General features: G+C 31.9%; 11 protein-coding genes. 1 reads left to right on the top strand and 10 read right to left on the bottom strand.

All coding sequences use genetic code 11. The features are described 5' to 3' along the window. Nucleotides 1–15 precede the first annotated feature (15 nt). The 9 genes from ABNT61_RS00345 to ABNT61_RS00305 all read right to left on the bottom strand — a co-directional run bounded on the left by ABNT61_RS00345 (nt 16) and on the right by ABNT61_RS00305 (nt 16,451). Nucleotides 16–1,326, bottom strand: a complete 1,311-nt coding sequence (locus tag ABNT61_RS00345; RefSeq protein ID WP_348744383.1) for a hypothetical protein — start codon at nt 1,324–1,326, stop codon at nt 16–18. Continuing rightward, entirely contained in the window at nt 1,316–2,605 is a 1,290-nt protein-coding gene (locus ABNT61_RS00340) for a hypothetical protein (RefSeq protein WP_348744382.1), read from the bottom strand. Before ABNT61_RS00340 ends, ABNT61_RS00345 begins: the two co-directional genes overlap by 11 nt. A gap of 28 nt (nt 2,606–2,633) precedes the next feature. After that, on the bottom strand, nt 2,634–4,733 hold the full coding sequence (locus ABNT61_RS00335) for a hypothetical protein (RefSeq protein ID WP_348744381.1): 2,100 nt from the start codon (nt 4,731–4,733) through the stop codon (nt 2,634–2,636). After that, nucleotides 4,733–9,433 (bottom strand): hypothetical protein, encoded by a 4,701-nt coding sequence (locus tag ABNT61_RS00330; protein WP_348744380.1) that lies wholly within the window; start codon nt 9,431–9,433, stop codon nt 4,733–4,735. Before ABNT61_RS00330 ends, ABNT61_RS00335 begins: the two co-directional genes overlap by 1 nt. 218 nt (nt 9,434–9,651) lie before the next feature. Next, a complete protein-coding gene (locus ABNT61_RS00325; RefSeq protein WP_348744379.1) occupies nt 9,652–11,346 on the bottom strand; it encodes a sodium:solute symporter in 1,695 nt (564 codons plus the stop codon). Nucleotides 11,347–11,487: 141 nt separating this feature from the next. Next, on the bottom strand, nt 11,488–12,255 hold the full coding sequence (locus tag ABNT61_RS00320; RefSeq protein ID WP_348744378.1) for a hypothetical protein: 768 nt from the start codon (nt 12,253–12,255) through the stop codon (nt 11,488–11,490). A gap of 114 nt (nt 12,256–12,369) precedes the next feature. Further along, complete coding sequence (locus ABNT61_RS00315; protein WP_348744377.1) at nt 12,370–14,166, bottom strand: cytochrome-c peroxidase; 1,797 nt, start codon at nt 14,164–14,166, stop codon at nt 12,370–12,372. A 3-nt stretch (nt 14,167–14,169) separates the two neighbouring features. Further along, nucleotides 14,170–15,708, bottom strand: a complete 1,539-nt coding sequence (locus tag ABNT61_RS00310) for an alkaline phosphatase PhoX (RefSeq protein WP_348744376.1) — start codon at nt 15,706–15,708, stop codon at nt 14,170–14,172. Nucleotides 15,709–15,977: 269 nt separating this feature from the next. After that, nucleotides 15,978–16,451, bottom strand: coding sequence for a Dps family protein (locus ABNT61_RS00305; RefSeq protein ID WP_348744375.1), 474 nt, complete (start codon nt 16,449–16,451; stop codon nt 15,978–15,980). A 99-nt stretch (nt 16,452–16,550) separates the two neighbouring features. On the opposite strand from ABNT61_RS00305, the gene ABNT61_RS00300 reads away from it, so the two are divergent. Beyond that, a complete protein-coding gene (locus tag ABNT61_RS00300) occupies nt 16,551–17,492 on the top strand; it encodes a LysR family transcriptional regulator (protein WP_348744374.1) in 942 nt (313 codons plus the stop codon). A 55-nt stretch (nt 17,493–17,547) separates the two neighbouring features. Here the strand turns inward: ABNT61_RS00300 and ABNT61_RS00295 are convergent, their stop codons facing one another. Continuing rightward, nucleotides 17,548–19,170 carry an ABC-F family ATP-binding cassette domain-containing protein gene (locus ABNT61_RS00295; RefSeq protein WP_348744373.1) on the bottom strand — a complete coding sequence of 541 codons (1,623 nt, stop codon included), beginning with the start codon at nt 19,168–19,170 and terminating at the stop codon, nt 17,548–17,550. Nucleotides 19,171–19,173: the final 3 nt, after the last annotated feature.

Below are 19,173 nucleotides of genomic sequence, written 5' to 3'. Positions count from 1 at the left end.
TTATACTTTCTACTTTTATCTTGCATAGCACTGTTTATTGTCTCTTACTTTTATTCTGTAATCATAATCTTCTAAACTTCCCACTTCTATAGATGAAGCAGAAAAATTTGTCCAATTTCTGTAGGTTATAACACCTGAAGTGGTTTCTCTATAAATTTTATATTGAAATGTTCTTCCAGATTCACTGTTTGTAATCGTAATTCTAATTTTTCCATCGGCATTGGTAAAACAGCTCTTGTCATTAACTTTAACTACATTAAAATTCAGAGCATCTGGTGTATCAATAATAAAGGAATTCGGCTCTACCAATGTCGCTACGTCGTTTCCTGTTTTAGTTTGATATTTTACCTCGTATGTTCCACCAACCAATCGCTTGGTCCAATTATAACTGTATGTCCCATCACCATTATTTGTTAATGAAAGTACATCGTCCTGGTCCTTTAAAATTCCCGTATTCGCATCGTAAAGAGTAACAATTAACCTTTCTGATTTACTTGTAATTAGATTACGATTTAGTTTTAGTTCGAAACTTGCATCTTCATCATAGGAACAATCTAAATCTTTTGGATTCGGATTACCTATCAATCCGGGGGAACAAGCAATTATTGAATAAATAACCTCAGGGGTATAATTCCCTGTACAATATTTTTGCATTCTGAATTTCATTGAAGTATTATGAAATTGTGATGCTCTGTTTCCTACTAATTGATCTAAATCAAAACTTGCAATATGTGATCCTTGTAAAGCACTAGGAAAATTTGTCCATTTATTTGAAGCAGAACTAAACTGATCATAAAACTGCCATTTATACACTTCAGGTGCAAATCCTTCAACATCTACCTCTAAATTTACTTGACATATGGCATTATTATTGGGTCTATCAATAATATCTACATGAGGCTCAATACTCACTAGTACAGTTGCACCAAAAGTAGAAAGTGTTGTTGACCTTGAATCGCAATGATTAAAATTGACATTTACTCTTTGAAATTCATCAACTACTACAGAACCGCTATTGGTTTCTGCATAACGTTCTCTTGAAACTGCATTCGGAAGAAAATCAATAATTCTAACAGCATTCACCTGCGTATCAACCAAATCTGCACAAACACCAATTGCCAAAATAGCTGCTCTACCAGTATTTGTATTCTCTAATTTTACAATATCTCTTGAGTTTCTAATTGGGTCAGGACTACATGGTTCTGCAGCTGCCTCAGCAGAAAAGACTATTCTATATTTTTGAGCATTTACTGAACTATAAATAAAAAACAGTAGTAAGAGTGTCCCAAAAGCCAGTTTATTTATCTTATAAAATTTACCTCGCATAGCATTTTTTATTATCTCGAACTTTAATTCTAAATGTACTTTCATCTAATCCTCCTACGTCAAAACTATCACTCGAAAAGTCAGTCCAATCTTTAAATACAGTTACTGCAGATCCAGAGACTTTGTATAGTCTATATTGAAAAGTTCTTCCAGATTCAAACTTATCAACAGTGATTCTAACCATTCCATCACTATTTTCGAAACAAGATTTATCATTAAGTTTTTCTACTTTAAACTGAAAATTTGAAGGAGTTTTAATCTCAAAAGAACTTAATGGAGAAAGAGATGAAGGATTATTTCCTATTTTCGTTTGATATATAACACTATAATTTCCTCCTTTTAATTCTTCCGGCCATTTATAACTATACGTACCATCAGAATTACTGATTAATGAAGTTGTTGATTTTTGACCTATTAGTTGATTATCTGGAAGACTGTTTAACGTAACTATTAATTCTTCATTTCTATCCGTGAATAAATTACGCCCCAATTTTAATTCAAAACTAGCATTTTCATCATAGGAACATTCTAAATCAACAGGAATTGGACCTGCAACTAAATCAGGAGTACATTCGTTTATACTTATAGTAACTATACTGGACTTGACAACTTGGGTTGTAAAATCAGCAGATATTACAAATTGCAAATTCAGATTTCCATTAAAGTTGGATCTCCAATTTGTTCCAAAAATATCGAGTAAGCTCACATTAAGTGGATATCTGTTTTTATGATTTGGTAAATCAACAAACTGACCAGATGCATTTTCATATTGCCATTTTAATTCAGGAACAAACTTATTTTGTCCTCCTGGGTATTGCGGAAATAAAATTTCCTTTTCACATTTTTTATCCACTGGAGTAATCAATCTAGGTAATAATATTGCCTGATAACTTAATGGCATACAAGTAAAACAATTTGCAGGTTCAGAACCTGTATATTTACTATAAATCTTTTGATAATGGGCTATTACTTGATCACCATTAGTGAAGGAACAATTTTCAGTCTCGATATTTCCTTGACCACATGGTCCTCCACATCCAAAATCACCTTCATCCTCTACAATTATATCTATAAAAGCATTTACATTTACTGTTGCTTGATTTTGACTAATCACAAATCTACCTTGATCATATGATTTAAAAAGTCCTCGATCGTCAATTCTATCGCAGTCCGCATTGTTCGTTAAACTAATATCTTTAGAAAGAACATATAACTCAGACTGAGATTGAGTTAAAGACCAAGACAGCAACAAAATAATTGTGAGTAATTTTATTTTCATAATGGGGATTATTTAATAAGTATATTCACTAATACTTAACTTCTAATCGTTTAATTTGTCCCAAACTTCCATCTATAAATACAGGTCTTATAATGTAGGTATAGATATTATTTGGTTTTATATTTTCATCTACTATCCTTTTAAATTTTGGAGGCATTACTCTTAATAAAGACATTTTCTTTCCTTTAACCTCTTTATATAACATCAGTTCCGCTATATTTTTTTCATCCAAAACCTTCCAGAATAATTCAATGAAATTGTTTGTTTTATCTACATAACTACCGAAATTCTTTATCCCTGTTAAAAGTTCGAATCTTGGAACTTCAATCGTTATTCCCTTTTCATTTTTTGATACTAATCCACTATCATCAACGGCTTTAATTAAATAATTATAATCATAACCTCCATCTACATTTGTATCTTGCCAATCAGTATATGATGGTTTTAAGGTATCTTTCTCAACAGTTGAAATTAATTTCCAGTTAATACTATCTCTTAATTTTCTATACACTTCATGTTTAACTACATCCGTACTGCTACTATTAGCCCATTTTAATAAAACCTTTTTATCTTTTACTTTATAAGAAGTAATTACAGGATCAGATGGTGCAATAAAATCGGGTTTGTCCAGTACTAAAACATCAGAATATTTTGACATATTATACCTCTGATCAACTGCCACAATTTTATAATAAACTTTATCATTTAAACTTTTAACAGAGACACTGTCATAATAAGTAGTTGCTAAATGAGGAGATACTGTTATTTGAGAAAATTCTTCGTTTTTATTATTCCCCTTAAAAACTCTATATCCCAACATATCTAATTCAGCATTTGCTTTCCAAGATAACGTAACAACACCTAAACTATCGACTTTTCCATTTAGTCCGACTGGTTTTACCGGTGGAATAGAATCTATTGGTTGTACCAAAACAGGATAAGAATCTCTGCTATTTCCTTCTTTTCCAATGGCAGAAATTTTAAAGTAATTCGTAGGTTTCAGATTATCATATCTGATTTTACGTGCTGTAGGTGAAATATTTCTAATTACAGTTTTGTAAATTCCATTAGCCTTATCACTCCTGTTTAATTCAAAACCTTTAATAAATTCATTACCTTCTTTTAAAAATTGCCATTCTAATATTACACTCTTCTCCTCATTCACAATCTCTTTAGTAGAAATTTTAGGAACATATGGTAATACTTTTATTCCTTTACCAGAGATCACATCTGAAGGAGGGCTTAATTCACCAAAAGGAGTTCTTCCTTTTACTCTGTAGTAGTATTTTGTGTTGTTCTTAATTGAATCCACATAATAAATTCTTTTAGTATCTACTCTACCTCCACTATTAAGTGTTGTATACGGAAGTTTATTCAATTGCTTATAGTTGATACCATCTTCTGATCTTTCAACAAAATAACTATTATACTCCTGTTTATGAATGGCATAATTCCAGTTAAGCATAACTTGTTTATCATTAAAAATCCCAGCTAAATCCAAAGGTTTAGGTAATTCTTGATAATCTTGTAAACCAACAAAAACTCCTCCATCTTTTATATCTAATTGTTCTTTTGGAACTAATGGATATACCTTATATACATACTTTTCAGAAGACTTCACATTAATATCTTCATATCCTAATCCTGCTAACTTTGCTACTTTAAAATCTTGATCAGCTACATATAAAGCCCATGTAAACCTTTGTTCTTGCTCTTGTGACATATTAATAATACCCTGCAAAGTTCCAACTCCTTCAACGTTAAAACTTTCACCAAAAATGGATTGAGCCATAATAGCGGCATTATTATTTTTTTCAATAATTTTTTGCCACTCCAAAGGTTCAGCTGGCTTGAAGTTTCCTAAATCCTCTTCTATAGGCTTAGAAAGTGTTTTACCACTAATACTTATGGTATAACGTTTTAATTTATATCCGAATTTGTTCAATTTTCGGAATGCTCTAGGTGTTGTTGGTCCCCAACGTAACATAATTTTGTTATCTGTTTGAGGTCTTGCTAAAACCATTATAGCATTTTCTTCTTTCGTAGCTTGAGATTGCCCCGTAGTTCCTAATAATAGTCCTATTAATAACACTACTTTTTTTAATGATATATATCTATTATCTAACATTAAAAAGGATTTTTATATTTAAATATGTAACTAGTTCCTGTTTTATTACCAGGCATTACATATTGCATTTTAACTTTATATTTTCCAGATCTAATTGCTGGGAATGCACCATTAATTATATAATCGTACTTACTAATTTGAGATGCATATTGTTCTGGGCTGCTCAAATACTTGTTTACAATTTTATATTGTATATCAATAAAATCATGCTTATAGTAGTAAGGTAAATGATACCTAAACGGAATTCTTCTATCAAGTAGAGAATACGTTGGGTTTTGTTTTAAATATGGTACAAACCAAGTAAGAATATCAACAGCCTTTTTAGGAGGTAATCCTAATTCTTCAACATCTCTATTTACGGTAAACTCAGGTTCTAGAGGGTAGTTTTCATAAATTAAAGGATAAATAATGTCCTCATAATAATTATCATCTAATACAGCCTCAACCGTAACCAAAGCTTTTCCTTGAGTATACTCACCTCCTTCAAGCTCCAATACATCCATACGTTCTGATTCTTCAACATCTGTTTGAATTGCATGAACATCAGAATAAATAGGTTCTAAATAATGTTGTACTATATCCTTATCCTTTAATTTATCTGAGAAATTCTTATACTTACTTGTTGTAAACTCATACTTAAGAATAAGTGTTTCAGCATCGTTGTTTATGGTATTCTGTACTTCTTTATTTCTTACTTCTACAGTATTTCCTTCTTGTCCACCAGTATCTAGCTCATCATAATTTGTAGCATTCTCAACTGCTTCAGTTCCCGGAGGTAGACTAATTATTTCTAGTGTATATTTTTTCTGGAAGGCAAACTCTTTAAAATTAAAGCTTACTTCTTTTTGACTTTTGTTGTAGGAAACATCATTAATTAAAATTTGTCCATCTTCATTCGAGTATCTTACTTTTTGATTCCATTCCGTATCTGGCTTGAATAAATATGGTTGTCCTCTCTTTAATTTAACATAACCAGAATCACTCTCATCCTGATAAAAATAAGCCTGATCTACCACAGGGTATGTGTAGACTATATTTGTCATAGGAATGTAATCAGGAGCATCTCCAGTAGTAAAAGTTCTTTCTTCTATTTCCTGAGCCTTGCTACCGTTATGCATCAAAGTAACCCAAGAGCCCGACTTTAATTCTTGAAAACTAACTGCTACTTTTACATTAATTGTTGAATTCGGTGGTAATACGTCGAAAGAAAGATTATTTGCTACGTCATTTGATGCGCTCCACTGCAATTCTCCTTGAATTTCTTCCCCTTCTTTTTTAACAGAAAACTCATCTAATAAAATTCTATAAGTTTTCACTCCTTCGTCATCTTCTAATTCAAAAGGCTCATTAATTTTCATATTAAAAGCTGCTTGAGGCGAGGCAAATACATCAACATCAGTCGAATTGTCGTCTGGGGAAACACCTGAAATAATTTTTAATCCTCCTAAAGGTGCTCCATTTATAATCTCACACTCATCTCCTAATTCAATTTTAAATCTAAATCTACCTCTAATTGCACCTCCTAAGACACTAAAATGACCTCCAACATATCCTCTAAACCAGGATGGATTTGGTAATTTTGCTTGAAGTAAGACGGCGGCTCCAGCTTTTATAATTGGAATTTTTGCTTTGAAAAACCACAGATTTATTTTAATACCCAGCTCTCCTTCAAGATATGCATAGGCTTGACCGTTTGCATACCAACCATCTACACCAATTTGTCCACTTCCTTTACATGCAGTTTCTCCATAATCCTTAATCATTATATCAAAACCTAAACCAGCTCTAAATCTAGCATAGAATACTAGGAAAGTCATTTCTCCTGTGTCTATACTTAAATCCATACCAATAGCAAAACCTCTACCATCTCCTAAGGCATTTAAATCACGCATGTAATCTAAATTATCTAATTCAACTCCTAAGATATCTGCTACGGCTTGAGGTGGTGGTGGACTTCCTGGAATTTTATCTCCAATCATTAAATAGGTAGTCGCTTGAACACTAAATCCTCCAATTCCAACTCTTACTCCAATTCTATCTTTAGGGGTTCCCATGTGTAGGTACCATCCATCTGGACCTGTATGGAAAACGGCCCATCCTGCTCTACCTCTTGGTCCTACTCCACTAAAGAAGTTTCCAGGTGTATTTAGATATACTTCCATTTCGGCATGGAATGAATTATTTACAAAATCCATTTCCATTGAAAAGTTAGCATCAATACCTGCATCGAATGTTAGACCGTCTTGTGGGAAAGCTACTTTACTATATTCAACTAAGTTCTTTTTCTTAAGATCTTGAATTACTGAATTATTTTCTCCAAAATCATTGATTTTATTTTGCATAGCAGTAAGCTTGTTCTTGAACTTATCACCAAACTTAAAATCAATGGTTTTCATAATATGGGCTTCTCCAAAGAACATAATTCTATTCAGTCCTCCAGAAGTATTAAAGGCCATTTCAAATCCGACCTTCCCATTAAATGCTTTTTCATTTCCTAAAGCAAATCCTACCATTGCTCTAAAACCAAGTCCTGATTTAGAATCTGGCACATAATCCATTCCAGATGGAGGCCCAGGAGTTTTAATTGGCTTTCCTTCATAAACTAAAGGTTGCGGATTAGATTTTTTGGTCATGTGATAGTAAGCTCCTCCACCAAAACCATTAACTTCAACAGGACCAATCATTGGTTTTGTTGGCATTCCTGATAAGTCCGCATATGCATCTACATACCAATATCTCACGTCAGTTTTTCCAAACCAAGCAGTTGCTTTTACATTAATCGCATTAAAATCGGCTTCTAACTCTCCATAGAATCCATCTCCATATACCGGATCATCGTCTTTAATATCAACCAATCCTTTAAACTTAACTTTACCTAAATCAGCTGCGATATTTATTCTTTCAATTTTTAGACGATCGTATTTCCATCTTTGGTAACCCTCACCATTTTCAAACTTACCTTGAATCTCTAATTTTGTTCCTCCAGCAAATCCTTTCCCCATTAGATTTACATCTATTGCAAATTTTAAAGAAGCCTTAGTATCATTCGCTGTTACACCAATTTCTGAAATAGTCACTGGGAATTTAGCAAACTTTACATCTCCTGTATACCCCATGTAATCTACTGAAAAATAAGGTGATTCTGTTTGCAATTGAAGATTTTGAAAGGTTACTCCTTTAAAATCAACAACACCTTTTTTTCCATCTTCAAGCTCACCATTACTAGCATTAATATTTAAACTACCATATAAATTTGCTTTTGGCTTAAACTTCCCATCAGCAATTTTTAATTCAACCTTAGAATTAGATTCTAAGATTGCTTTCGCCTTAAATACATTAAACTCTAGTTGCTTTAATGGCTCTAACACCAAACTATATTCCTCATTTTCAACATCAATAACTGCTGTATACTTAATAGTTTTCTTTGCTAGTTCATCTTCCGATAAGCTATTCGCTTCTTGTTGAGAAACTTCTTTAGAAAGTGGTAAGACGATGTGACCTCCAAATCCACCACCAATAAGTTTATTAGCTTCTAACTCAGCATGAAGATCTTTAACCGAAAATTGCCAGCCAGAGGCATTTCCTTTTCCTAAATCCAAAACATTGTCTGCAGAAAATTCTCCAGTAATACCTTCAGAATCTATAAGTAAATTTTCCGCTCCAATTGTAATCCTTTCTGGACTTCCTTTTTCTTTAAATTCCTTGGGTAAACTAACTTTTATAGTTTTTATATAGACACCTCTCCATAATTCATTATTACCAGGTATCAAGTATTTTTCTTTATAACTATTTGAAAAACTCATATTTTCTGAATTTCTCAAATCACTAAAATCAAAAATTGCGTTACTTACTTCAAAAACTAAACCTCCTTTACCCGTACCATTTGTACTTTTATCATTTGTAATTTGAAAAGGATGATTGATATTAACTTCAGCTAGAATATCATTCCAATCAGAAACCTTGATTTGGAAAGATCCCATAACCTTCTCTTTTTTATCAGTAATTAACGAGAAGTCTTGATTAAGAGGTTCTAAAAGTGTTCTTGAAAATATAACATCTGCTGCTACACCAATTTCTTTAATCCCAGTACAATCAATAGTAACATAAGTTTTATCTTCAATTATACCAGTTTTCATATTAAAACCTCCTTTTAATTTAAGTAAGGCTTTATTACCACTAACAGGAATGGCGACATCTCCTAAAAGAGAAATATTCATGTCACCATAAATCCCTCCAGAATGAGAAATTTTGACATTATTAGCTCCAAAGAATAATTCTTTTTGTTTACCATCTGCTCCAGATTGTGGCAGAATTAATTTTATAAATAAAGTAACTTCGGTATAATCAGGGTAGAACTTCGCCTCGCTCACTCCCATTATTGTAGTTGTTTTACCAATTACTTTTTTCACCCCAACAGGAAGAGCAATCATATCATCAGTACCTAAAACGCTAGCATAACTACCTGTTTCTTCGATGGCATTAAACACATCTTTAGCTTTACTCACTAGAGTATCAATTCGAGGATCCTGTGTGTAATTACTCTTTATATAATCACTAGTAAACTCTCCTTTAACGTCATGTGAAAACGTTAGTCCTTTAATTAATTTTTGGGTTGATTGAATAGAATCTATTGGTGTGGTACCAAATAAATTTAGGCAATAAAATAGTATCGAAAAAAATAATAAAGTATTTTTTTTCATAAGCAATGGGAGTGTGAAACAAACATTAAATTCGGGTGCAAATATATAGTTTTTTTGAAAAACAACTATATAAAAACCAAAATCATTCCCCAAACAACAACCTAACCATTAGGTCTTTAAGCAACCTAAAAACTAGAAAAAACCGTTTATAATGTATATAAAACCATTTATACAGAAAATCAGTAAACTAGAACAATTTATATTTTAGTTTTATGATTTTATTCCGAAGATTTAGGAACAAAAAATTGAATTATCACAGACAACAACATAACTAATCCACAGCCAAGTGCATTTAACCATAAATAACTTATCATAGCCTGCTCTCCATTTTGTTCAGGTAAGAATATACCGAAATAATAAATACATATTATTATCACTTGTGTAATAATTGCGCCAATAAACACGCCATTTGATTTTACGAACCTTAGAAAGAATGCTATTAGAAACATACCTAGCACATTTCCATAAAAAATGGATCCAATTATATTTACTAACTGAATCAAATTATCAAATAAATTGGCTACACAAGCAATTAATATTGCAAGAATCCCCCAACCTAAAGTGAACCATTTTGACATTTTCACATAATGCTGATCACTCTTCTCCTCCTTTACATTTCTCTTGTATAAATCTATTGCAGTTGTAGAAGCTAATGCGTTTAACTCTGAAGCTGTAGATGACATAGCCGCAGATAGAATTACAGCTAATAATAATCCTATCAACCCTTTTGGTAGATTATTTAATATAAAATGAATGAACACATAATCCTTGTCATTAGTTTCTACCTTAGCATCTGATTTTTCTATGATTGTTTTAGCTTCTTTTTTCAGTTTTAAATCTTCCTCATTTAAAGCTTGTAACTTCGGTTTATTTTCCTCAGTAATTCCACTTAAAATAAGTGTTTTCTTTTCCGCTTCAATCTCGCTATGTCTTTCTTCTAAAACTTTATATTCTGAGGCATACTGAGAATTAATTACAGCTTCTTGTGCTTTCGGATTAAAGTTTAATGGTGACGCATTAAATTGATAGAATACAAAAACCATTACACCAACTAATAAAATGAAGAATTGCATAGGAACTTTTAATAATCCATTAAAAATTAATCCTAACTGACTTTCACGAACTGATTTTCCAGATAAATATCGTTGGACTTGACTTTGATCTGTTCCAAAATATGAAAGCATTAAAAACGTTCCTCCAAGAAAACCTGTCCAAACGGTATATCGATTATTCAAATCCCATGAAAAATCAAGGACTTTCATTTTATTACTAGCTCCAGCAATTTCAAGTGCTTTTCCAAAAGTAATTCCGTCTGGTAAATACTGTAAAATCAAATAAAATGCAATAAACATTCCTGAGAATATAATTGCCATTTGTTGTTTTTGAGTTACACTAACTGCTTTTGTTCCTCCACTCACAGTATAAACAATCACTAACATACCGATAATAATATTCAGAATAACTAAATCCCAACCTAATACAGCTGATAAGATTATCGCAGGAGCAAAAATGGTAATACCGGCAGCTAATCCTCTTTGAATTAAAAATAAAATTGCCGCTAAAGTTCTTGTTTTAAGATCAAACCTACTTTCTAAATATTCATAAGCAGTATAAACATTTAATTTATGATAAATAGGAATAAATACTAAACAGATGATTACCATCGCAAGAGGTAACCCGAAGTAAAATTGGACAAATCCCATTCCACTATGGAAAGCCTGCCCAGGAGTAGATAAAAAAGTGATGGCACTAGCCTGAGTTGCCATTACAGACAATCCGATAGTCCACCACTTTGTATCATTTCCTCCTTTGATATATTGTTCTACATTTTCACTTCCTCTTGTTTTCCAAGTTCCGTATAATACAATAAATAATAAGGTAAGTGAAAGTACAATCCAGTCTAAAATTTGCATGAGTATGTTATTTAGTATATGCGTTAGTGATTAAATAAAAAAGAACGATGTACACAAAATTTGCTACCAAGACGAGTGTGTACTCTTTTTTCCACATATACTTTTTACTCATAATATTTTAGTTTGTTTTGTTGATTCTAATTATTCAGCTGGCTTACTAAAAAAGTTATCAGCTAATGGTGCTTGACTTACTAAAGCTGATGAAAATTCAATTGGATCACCGGCTGGCTCAGTTGGAATACCTTGTTCGTTTTTCTTGTACCAAGTTATTGTTTTTGGTAATAAGAAACCGTTAACGTTTTCCCAATCATTATATCTAATGATATTAAACTTATCAGATGGCTTTTTACTAAAATATGTAACTGTATACCCTAACCAAGCCATTTGTTTAGTTTCTGGATGGTAAAATATAAAATAATTATCATCTGGTGAAACTCCTACATTCGCTTTGTAAGAAATTTTCACTCCAGGATACTTTACTCCTTCAAATTCAATTGGATCGATATCAGAATATACAATTCCATCATCTGCAAGTACAAAAGGCATTGCGTAGAAATAGAAATAAAGGTTATAGTAAAACTCTGGATTACCTTTAAAAATAGTGTCCTTTTGACTTAACCAAACTTCTTTACCATCATACCCAAGAGAGTATTTATCTCCATGAACTACTGCTCTTCTTGAGTGTAAATCTGTAGTATGCTCCTCTCCTTTCACCTTATATGATAAGAATTTTGCTTTTCTCCAAGCCTCTATTCCACCATGTTTTTCCAATATTTCTCCTAAAACTTTTGGATACGTTGGTTCCTTTACAACCTCAGTTTTAGTTTCTTCTTTAGACTCTTTTTTCTCTTCTGATTTACATGCACTAACTAAAGCAACAAGTAAAAATAATGTTATTAGTTTTTTCATTGAAAATTGATTTTATATTACTTCGTCGAAGTTATTTCATAACATTACATTTTTAACATAAAAAAACTCCTTGAGATAATATCAAGGAGCTTACACAACACAACTACACAGCCCCTAATATTCGGCATCTGTTAACGTTTTAGTAAATGCTATTAGCGCATTTATTTCTTTTTCGGTTAAGTTTAAATTGTCAAACGGTAATGTTTGATAGTCGTTTTCTATTCCTAATCCAGCACCACCACCTTTATTATAAAAATCCATAACTTCTTTCAAGTTTGAATACACTCCATTATGCATATACGGAGCTGTTACAGCTGCATTTCTAACTGTTGGAGTTTTAAAGAAATGTTTGCGTTCTGGAGTTTTGAATAATTCATACCTTCCTAAATCTGAAGAGAACTTTGCATTAACAGTATCTTTAAAAGCAGGAACACCGATAAACTCTAACTCTGTATCTACGTAATTTGGAGGAACTGTACCATTAAAAACTGGAGCAAAATGACAAGTTGCGCACATGGCTTTTCCCATAAACACATTAAATCCTAATTTTTCTTCTTCCGTTAGAGTATTCTCCTCCCCTCTTATATTTTTGTCAAATTTAGAATTAAACGTATTCAAACTTCTTATGTAAGAAGCAATAGCGTGTCTGATATTATAGTTTACTTTTTTATCATTATATAATTCTGAAATCTGCTTTTTATAACTATCGTTTTTCAGTACTCTACTCACCACTGAATCCATTGACATATTGAACTCATTATGATTTTTTACAACTCCTACAACCTGTCCTTCAAGACTTCCTGATCTTGCATCCATAAAAAATGATTGTTGATATGCTGCATAGGTAACTGTTGGTGTATTTCTAGCTTGATTAGCATCGAATGTTTTTCTTCCATCAGTAAATGCTAAATCTTTTATATGACAAGTAGCACAAGCCATATTGTAATCTTTAGACAATGACTTATCATTAAATAACATTTCACCAAATGCAACTTTTTTAGCAAGATTGGTAGTATCACTTAATTGATCAGAGAAATAATCAATATTTAAAGCCTCCTTTGAGAAAAGAGTTGTCATTGTGTTAGAAAGCGCCATTTCAAAAGGAAAAGTAACCTTCCAATCTTTTTGAATTTCAACTAATAATTTCAATTGCTTATCTGTATGATTTTTAATAAAACCAAACCTATCAAACGTATCAAAGTCATAATCCAAATCTTTCTGAGCGGCTTGAATAGCACCAATGAAATCTTTCATTAATTCCTTTGATTGAAATCTACTCTCGTTCATTTTTATAATATCAACAATTGTATTATAAGTGTATTTACTTTCTAACAACGATTGACTTAATACTGGAGAATCAAAACCAGTAATTCCAGCAGTTGCAATTCTAACAATTTGATCTCTTAACATCCAAATAATGTGATAATCTTTAAGTTTCAAATTATTATTCTCCTTAATAAGCTTTAATCTGTCTCGAGTTACGTTTACGACTCGGGTTAACGTAACTGTATCAATTTGCTCCTCGTAAAGATTCTCCTCGATAACTTGAAAACCTATTGGATTTAAAATTCTAGTATCCTGAGTGTCCTCACCTTTAACTTGAATTATGTTTGGGGCATTTAATGATTTATAATTGTTTTTATCTGAATAAGACAAAATAGGCTCAACCAACTTGAAATATTTTCTAGCCTTAACATAGTATTTTTTTCGATCAGAAGGAGATGTTTCTTCTAAATCAATTTTATCTAAGTTACTAATTGCTTTAGCTAAATAATCATTGTACAAAGCAGAAATTTCTGCAGAAAAATTATCCACAGATTCATACTTTTTTTCCTCTTTTCCGCATCCTATTGATAAAAGCAAAAGACATACACAGAGGTATGCCTTAGCTCGACGTAATATGTCTTTCATGTTTTATCTAGCTAATCCAGTGATAATATGTAATACTGAACCTTCTTTTCTGTTTCCTAAATCAGGATTTGCTAATGGATCTGTAAATGAAGTTCCATCTGCTGGTTCCCATCCATGATTTTGAGTAATTACGATAAAAGTGTTCTTTCCATTGTTTACAACTTCAGTAACATCAATCATACCTGTAATTTCCCAGTTTCTTGTGTTTGGTCCGTAACCCATATCATTAGCTCTATCTTGATCACACTCTAATACTGTTTTAATTTCACCAGTATTTAAATTGTATTGATATAATTTAGCATATCCAGTAATTGCAGCATTTAAAGAAGCATATCCGTTAGGATCTTCTTGAATATATGCGTAGTTTTCAGTAACTAAAATGTTATCAGGAGAATGGAATCCGTCAGCTTTTCCTCCAACTTTATCACCATCTAATACACATGTAATTTTTGCAGCTCCAGTTGGATCAGCATCATTTAAAACAACTTTATAAATACGACCTAAAGTAGTTCCTTTTCCAATTAAACCAGCTTTACTACGTCCAGTTACAGCGAAGTAAACCTCTCTTTGATTTCCAGCAACTCCTCTTCTCCAGTCGATATCCTCTAAACGAGAGAATCCCATAACCCCTTTAGATTTAGCCTCTGCATCTAAAGCACTAATTTCTCTTTCTGTTAATTCTACAAACTCAGCATCATACTCAGTTCCTTCTACCATATCAACTTCGTAATCGATTCCAGCAGTAGTAACTTTTAATCCGTATAATTTTCCACCTTCTAAATCTCCTCTGTTTCCAACATACATTCCTAATTGTCCTGAAGGTACATCATTATCAGAATGATCATCACCAATAAAAGCAACTGTTTTAGTTGGGTAAGCATCTTTACCAATTACAACTGCATTCTCAGTAGACCATTGGCCGAATGCAGATAATAATTTTCCAGTACCAGCTTCAGCAGCTGATTTATATGGATCAGTGGCAAAAACACCTTTAGAAGATCCTCCCCACTCACCTCCAGATAAGTACATTGGTCCAAATCCATGCTCTTGCATAGAAATCATAGATCCTGAACATTGAGCTGTTTCAGCAGTAGCCGAAGCGTTTAAAATATACTCTCCGTAATATGGTCTTAAGTTTTTGTTTAATTTAATTCTAGCAATTGAATAATCAGCTTCGATATTGTTAATTAAAGTAAATGTTCCATCAGCTTCAGCTAATAAACCAGCACCGTCTGCCATTGAACCGTAAACGAAATCTGGTGTATTTGGAATAACATCTTCAGAAGATAAAATTGGAGTAATTTTTAACCCAACAAATTCACTAGTTACTTTTAAAAAGTTCGGTGTTTTAGAAGATGCTAAATATACTGATGCATCTGTTCCATCAGCACCTGTAGCCCCTGTTGCACCAGTCGCTCCTACAGCACCATCTTGTCCGTCTACTCCATCAATTCCGTCTTTTCCATCTTCACAAGATGTTAAAGTTGTAAAACCGATAGAAATTGCTAATAAAGCAGTTAAAGTTAGTTTTAGATTTTTCATTGTGTCCTTATTAAGTTTTTGTTTTTAATCGATACAAAACAAGTCCACCTATTTAAAGTTTAAATCAATCGTATTTTAATTTCTTTTTAAGAAAATGTTACACAATTAAACTAAGGTTTAATAATTAGAATTAATTTAAACAAGCCAACACAACAAAATAAAATACAGTCTAAAAAACTGTATTACAATTGTTTAAAAACAATAAAACAAAAAAGAGTAATCCTAAAATGACTACTCTTTTTAATATTTATTGTAAACTTTTCGTTAAACTAACCCGCTAACCATGCATTTAACATCCATACGGTTTTTTCCTGTTCTGCTATAAAGTCACTCATCATTGAATTTGTTCCTTCGTCATTTGCGTCATCCGAAGTTTCAAGTATATCACGTTCAATTTTCAGCAACTCTGTAAGTGAGTTTAGAACCAAAGTAATCGCCTCTTCATCTTTACTAATACTTTTACCAATTGGTACTGATCCTATTTTCATATAATCTTCAAAAGTATGTAAAGGCTCTCCTTGTAAAGTTAAAACTCGCTCTGCTATTAAATCGATTTTCATTTGAGAATCTGTATATAACTCTTCGAACTTTGCATGTAATTCAAAGAAATTTTTTCCTTTTATATTCCAATGTAATCCTCTTAAATTTTGATAGTATAACTGAAAATTAGCAAGTAATAAATTTAACTCCTCAACAAGCTTCTCTGATTTTAATTTATCTAATCCTATTATAGTCTTTGTCATATTTTGTCTGTTTTATAAGCACAAAATTAGATCAAAATTAAAGCTAACAATTATTAGTTTAATTGATAGTTTTAATATCTTTATCGAAAATTATTATTAATGACAATCACTCAATTAAAATATACACTTGCAGTTGCAGAACATAAAAACTTTACGGTTGCCGCAGAGCATTGTTTTGTAACTCAACCCACTCTTAGTATGCAAATTCAGAAACTAGAAGAAGAATTGGATGCTAAAATTTTTAATCGATCAAAAAAACCTATTGAACTAACTCCTGTTGGAGAAAAAATTGTAGAACAGGCAAAAGTTATTGTTGATGAAAGTAATAGAATTATTGATATTGTTCATCAACAAAAAGGATATATAGGAGGAGAATTTAAACTAGGTATTATTCCTACCATAATGCCAACATTATTACCGATGTTTTTAAAACACTTCACTAAAACATATCCTAAGGTTCAATTGATCATTGAAGAGTTAACTACTGAAGAAATCATAAGAAAACTTTCGGACGGATATATTGATGCTGCAATTGCTGCAACACCATTAGGTAATGAAGCCATTAAAGAACGTGTTTTATATTACGAACCATTTGTAGGATTAATTCCAACAGAGCACAGATTATACGAAAATGAAAAGCTAACTGTAGAAGATTTAGAATTAGAAGATATTCTATTGTTAGAAGACGGACATTGTTTTAAAAATAGTGTTATTAACCTTTGTAAGATTAATAAAAAGGACGATCAGAAAAGGTTTCACCTAGAAAGCGGAAGTTTTGATACGTTAATTAAACTATCAAAAGACGGTTTAGGAATGACGTTACTACCGTACTTAAACACTTTAGACTTAAACGAAGAGGATAGGACTCACTTAAGAGAATTCACAACTCCTCCTCCAGCAAGAGAAGTAAGTTTAATATATCATAAATCTCAATTAAAAATGCAGTTAATTGAAGCTCTAAAATCCAGCATCGATGGAATTATTCGAGGCGCAATAGCATTTAGTGATGTAGATATTATTAGTCCAATTAGAAAAGAATAAAAAATAAAAAAGGAAGCTAAATAAGCTTCCTTTTTTATTTTATAATAAACGCAACTTATGCGTACATTTTCTCTCTTAACTCCTTTACTTTAGAATCATCTAAATACTCATCAAAAGTAGCATACTTATCAATTACTCCATTTGGTGTAATCTCAATAATTCTATTCGCAACAGTTTGAGCAAACTCGTGATCGTGAGTTGTGAATAAAACAGTTCCTTTAAAGTTAATTAAAGAGTTGTTTAATGATTGAATAGATTCTAAATCTAAGTGGTTTGTAGGCTCATCTAATTTCAAGATGTTAGCTCTTGTCATCATCATTCTAGATAACATACAACGAACTTTTTCTCCTCCAGATAACACATTACTTTTCTTCAATGCTTCTTCACCAGAGAAAATCATTTTACCTAAGAAACCGCGTAAGAAAACCTCTTCTCTTTCTTCTTCAGTTTTAGCATATTGACGTAACCAATCGACCAAGTTTAAATCTCCATTTTGGAAAAATTCAGAATTATCAGATGGTAAATATGATTGAGTTGTAGTAACACCCCAACTGAATTTTCCTTCTAATGCATCTTCATTTCCAGCTATAATTTGATAAAAAGCAGTTGTAGCTTTAGAGTTTTTAGAAATTACAGCAACTTTATCTCCTCTATTTAAGTTGATATCAATATTAGAAAATAACAATTCTCCTTCTGCATCTTTTGCAGCTAATCCTTCAACATTTAAAATTTGATCTCCAGCTTCTCTATCTCTTTCAAAAATAATTGCAGGATATCTACGACTAGAAGGTTTAATTTCTTCAACATTTAGCTTCTCAATCATTTTTTTACGTGAAGTCGCTTGTTTAGACTTTGCAACATTCGCTGAGAAACGACGAATAAACTCTTCTAATTCTTTCTTCTTGTCTTCTGCTTTCTTATTTTGTTGTGCTCTTTGTTTTGCTGCTAATTGACTTGATTCATACCAGAACGTGTAGTTTCCAGAGAAATGATTGATTTTTCCAAAGTCAATATCTGAAATATGCGTACAAACTGCATCTAAAAAGTGACGGTCGTGAGAAACAACTATTACCGTATTATCATAATTAGCTAAGAAGTTTTCTAACCATGAAATAGTTTCAAAATCCAAATCATTGGTAGGTTCATCCATGATCAACACATCTGGACTTCCGAATAATGCTTGCGCTAATAATACACGTACTTTTTGCTTACCATCTAAATCTTTAACTAAAGAATAATGTAAATCTTCTTTAATTCCTAAGTTAGATAACATTGCTGCAGCTTCAGAATCAGCATTCCAACCGTTCATCTCTTCGAATTGAACTTGAAGCTCACCAATTTTCTCAGCATTTTCATCTGTGTAGTCGGCATATAACGCGTCAATTTCTTTCTTAATTTTATATAAATCTTTATTCCCCATTACCACAGTTTCCAAAACAGGAAACTCATCAAACGCATAGTGATCTTGAGATAATACAGACATTCTTTTTCCAGGTTCTAAATGAACTTGTCCAGAAGTAGGATCTATTTGACCCGATAATATTTTTAAGAAAGTAGATTTTCCCGCTCCATTCGCACCGATAATTCCGTAGCAATTTCCTTGTGTAAACTTAGTGTTTACCTCATCAAACAACACTCTCTTACCAAACTGAACTGATAAATTAGAAACTGTTAACATTTT

It is taken from the genome of Tenacibaculum sp. 190524A05c (genome assembly GCF_964036595.1).
Taxonomy (GTDB): domain Bacteria; phylum Bacteroidota; class Bacteroidia; order Flavobacteriales; family Flavobacteriaceae; genus Polaribacter; species Polaribacter platacis.
The sequence above is the reverse complement of the archived record's forward strand: the minus strand, read 5'-3'. Positions and strand labels throughout refer to the sequence as shown.